The 3,623-nt window shown below is 72.3% G+C and carries 3 protein-coding genes; all 3 read right to left on the bottom strand.

What is annotated here, in order from left to right; genetic code table 11:
- Window positions 1–10 precede the first annotated feature (10 nt).
- Complete coding sequence (locus VGC18_RS04615; RefSeq protein WP_331094703.1) at window positions 11–1,444, bottom strand: aromatic amino acid ammonia-lyase; 1,434 nt, start codon at window positions 1,442–1,444, stop codon at window positions 11–13.
- Between the two features lie 8 nt (window positions 1,445–1,452).
- A complete protein-coding gene (locus VGC18_RS04610) occupies window positions 1,453–2,754 on the bottom strand; it encodes an NtaA/DmoA family FMN-dependent monooxygenase (protein ID WP_331094701.1) in 1,302 nt (433 codons plus the stop codon).
- The coding region (locus VGC18_RS04605) for a cysteine synthase family protein (RefSeq protein WP_331094699.1) at window positions 2,754–3,623 on the bottom strand (870 nt) is incomplete at its 5' end. The genes VGC18_RS04610 and VGC18_RS04605, both read right to left, overlap by 1 nt.

The following is a 3,623-nucleotide window of genomic DNA, read 5'->3' as shown; positions in this document are numbered from 1 at the left end:
CCGGCGCGTCCTACGCTCGGAGGCGCTGGATGGCCGCCCGCACGGCACCATCGACGTCGCGCGCCGCGGCCAGGTCGTCGAGGATGCCGCGAGCGAGCTCGGCGGTGCCGAGCGGGGCATCCGGACCCAGCCCGATCAGGTCCGCCGCGTGCAGCGCCTCGATGGCCAGCACCTCCGCGGTGAGAAGCACCGACCGCTCGGTGAGTCGGAGGGCGAGCGGGGCGAGCGAGGCGTGGTCCTCCACCTCGCCGGAGAGACTCGTCGAGCCGAGGGTGACCGGGTTCGCGAGGTGCTTGAGCTCGGCGACCGCGGCCGAGGCGGAGTACCAGCTGAGCCCGGGCAGGAGGGTACGGCCGGATGCCCGGAACGGAGCGAGCAGGGACGACAGCACGGCGATGCGCCGCTCGCTCAGCGCCGCGACCTGGGCGAGCGCCAGCCGCGCGGACTCCAGTGTCAGCGCGAGCGAGGCCGCCTGGAAGTTGCCGCCCGGGATCATCCGTCCGGAGTCGACGTCCACGAGCGGGTTGTCGCTGCGGGAGTCGAGCTCGAGCTCGAGGACGGCCCGGAGCGCGGAGACGACATCGTGCAGCGTCCCGTTGACCTGCGGCGCGGTCCGCACCGAGAGCCGGTCCTGCACGGAGGCGACCCGACCGGGCTCCTCGAGGAAGCTCCCGGAGAGCTGCGAGCGGATGGCCGCGGCCGAGCGCGCCTGCCCCGCCAGCGGATGCGCCGACTGGATCGCCGGGTCGAACGGCCCGAGCGCCCCGCTCGGCGAGTGCAGCCCGGCCGCCTCCAGGGTGAGCGCGGCGGAGCGATCCGCGGCATCCGCCGTCCTCGACAGGTCATCGAGCAGCAGCGCGCCCGTCCCGATCGAGAAGGAGTTGGCGGAGAGCACCGCGAGCCCCTCGTGCGGCGCCAGCTCGATCGGCCCGCGGTCACCGGGAACCACGAGCCCGTCGACGACGATCCGTCCGCCGCCGGTGACCACGTCGGCGATGGCGGCCAGCTGGGTCAGGTCGGCGGCTCCGACGGAGCCCCGCGACGGCACCACCGGATAGACGCCGTCGTTGAGCAGGGACGCGTAGGCGACCGCCAGCTCGGGTCGCACGCCGGAGCCTCCCCTGGTGAAGCCGACGAGCCGGGCGAAGACGGTCGCCCGCACCGCGCGCTCCGACAGCCGCTCGCCGATGCCGCCGAGATGGTTGGTGATGGTCCGTCTCTGGAATTCCGCCTGATCGCCCGGCTCGACCGGAACGTCCCGCGCGGCGCCGAGCCTGCGCGTGAGTCCGTACACGGCGTCCCCGCGCGAGGCGGCCCGCTCGACGACCGCCCGCGACCGCTCCAGCAGGCCGACGGCCTCCGGCGCCAGCGCGACCGGCTCCCCGTCCGCCACGGCGACCACCTGCTCGACCGTCACGGGTGCGAGCCCCAGCAGCACGACCATCCGGGCTCCTAGAAGTCCCGGAGGTTGCCGCGCAGCCCGCCGTCGCCGAGCTCGGTGCGCAGCAGTCCCCGGCGGCGAAGCGCGGGAACCAACGGGTCGAGGGTGCGATGGACGTGGGAAGGATGCACCTGGCCGGTGAACAGGAAGCCGTCGCCTCCGACCGCGGCGCCGAGCTCGCCGAGATGCTCGGCCACCTCGTCGGCGGTGCCGACGATCGCGAGCCCGTCCTTGTCCGCCCTGGCCTGGAGGATCTGCCGCAGGGTCGAGCCGGCGGGCGCGGACTTCACGAAGTTGTCGAGCGTTCCCTGGTTGCTGTTGGTGCTCAGCTCGGGCAGCGGCTCGTCCAGGTCGAAGGCCTTGAAATCGACGCCGGACAGGTAGGAGACCCCCTGCAGCTGTTCGTCGATGGCCGCCTGGGTGAGCTCGGAACGACGGGCGCGCACCTCGGCGGACTCCTCCGCGTTGGCGGTGATCACCGGGTTCACGACGAAGAGCACCCTGAGGTCGTCCGGATTCCTGCCATGGGCGGCGGCCACGGCGCGGATGTCGTCGCGGTGGGCCTTCATCCGTTCCGGGGTCGAGGCCAGCGCGAGCACGACGTCCGAGTTCTTGCCGGCGAAGTCCCGGCCGCGACCGGAGGCCCCCGCCTGAACCATGACCGGCTCCTCGGGCAGCGGGACGGTGTTGAGGGGTCCGCGAACCTGGAAGAACCTGCCGCGGTGGTCGATCGTGTGCACCTTGCGGAAGTCGGCGAAGACGCCGCTCGCGGTGTCCTCGAGCACGGCATCCGGCTCCCAGCTGCGCCAGAGCTTGCGCACCACCTCGACCCACTCGTCCGCACGGTCGTAGCGGAGATCGTGGTCGATCTGCTTGTCGAGGCCGTAGTTCTGGGCGGCGATGTCGCTGCCGCTGGTCACCACGTTGAAACCGAGTCGGCCGTTCGCGAAGTGCTGCAGCGTCGCCAGCAGCCGGGCCGCGGTGAACGGCTCGTAGAAGCTCGCCGAGAGGGTGGGCACGATGCCGAGGCGCGAGGTCGCCGCGAGCAGATACGGCACGAGCGGGAGCGGGTCGTGTTTGGGCACGAAGCGGGCGGCCGAGAGGTTCACCTCGGCGGTCCCGCCGTAGGTGTCGGGCACGGTGACCCCGTCCTCGATGATCAGCAGATCGAGGCCGCTCGCCTCGAACAGCCGCGCCGCATCCTGATAGACGGATGGCTGCTTCCAGTCGTATCCGATCCCGTAGCCGGGGTCGCCCCAGCCCTGGACGCCGAATCCGGCACCGAGGAACCAGCCGAAGTGCAACAGCGCCATCAGTCGGACGATCCGTGGGCGAAGCCGTCGGCGTTCACGCCGGCGGAGGTGAGCCAGGCGTCGTTGAAGGCCTTGGTCAGGTAGTTGCCTCCGCCGTCCGGGGCGATGACGACGACGACCGATCCGGGGTTCGCCTCCGCGGCGACCTCGACGGCGGCGGCGATGGCGAGCCCGGAGGACGGCCCGAGCAGCAGCGCCTCCTCCGCGGCGAGGCGCCGCACGGTGTCGTAGACCCGGCGATCGTCGATCACCCGGATGTCGTCCACCACGGCCGCGTCGAAGGTCTCCGGCCAGTTGGCCACCGGCCAGCGCGTTCCGACGCCGTCGACGACGATGGTGCCGGCCGGCCGGCCGCTATAGGTGGAGCCGACCGGGTCGGCGCCGATCACGCGCACCCGACCGTCGCTGGCCTCGGCGAGGAACCGACCGGCGCCGCTGATGGTGCCGCCCGTGCCGATCCCGGCCACGAAATGGCTGACGGCGCCCGCGGTCTGGGCCCAGATCTCCGGTCCGGTGGTCCGGTAGTGCGCATCCGGATTCGCGGCGTTCACGTACTGCGCGGAGCGCCAGGCCCCCGGCGTCTCCGCCGCGATACGATCGGCGAGGGCGCGGGCGTTGTTCGGGTCGTCCGGTCCGGCCTCCCAGTCCGCCTCGACGAGCCGCGCACCGTAGGCGAGCAGCACCGCCTTCTTCTCCGCGGAGATGAACCCGCTGTGGATGATGATCACGGGATGCCCGGTCAGCCGGCCGACAAGCGCAAGGCCGATGCCGGTGTTTCCGGAGCTGGATTCGACGATCGTCGCCCCGGGACGGAGCTGCCCGCTCGCCTCGGCCACCCTGACCATGTTGAGCGCGATCCGGTCCTTCGA

The sequence above is a fragment of the Lacisediminihabitans sp. genome (assembly GCF_036404185.1).
Lineage (GTDB): Bacteria > Actinomycetota > Actinomycetes > Actinomycetales > Microbacteriaceae > Lacisediminihabitans.
The sequence above is the reverse complement of the archived record's forward strand: the minus strand, read 5'-3'. Positions and strand labels throughout refer to the sequence as shown.

Coding starts and splice junctions, on each gene's coding strand:
- VGC18_RS04610 (WP_331094701.1), bottom strand. CDS start 2,754: ATGGCGCTGTTGCACTTCGGCTGGTTCCTCGGTGCCGGATTCGGCGTC.
- VGC18_RS04615 (WP_331094703.1), bottom strand. CDS start 1,444: ATGGTCGTGCTGCTGGGGCTCGCACCCGTGACGGTCGAGCAGGTGGTC.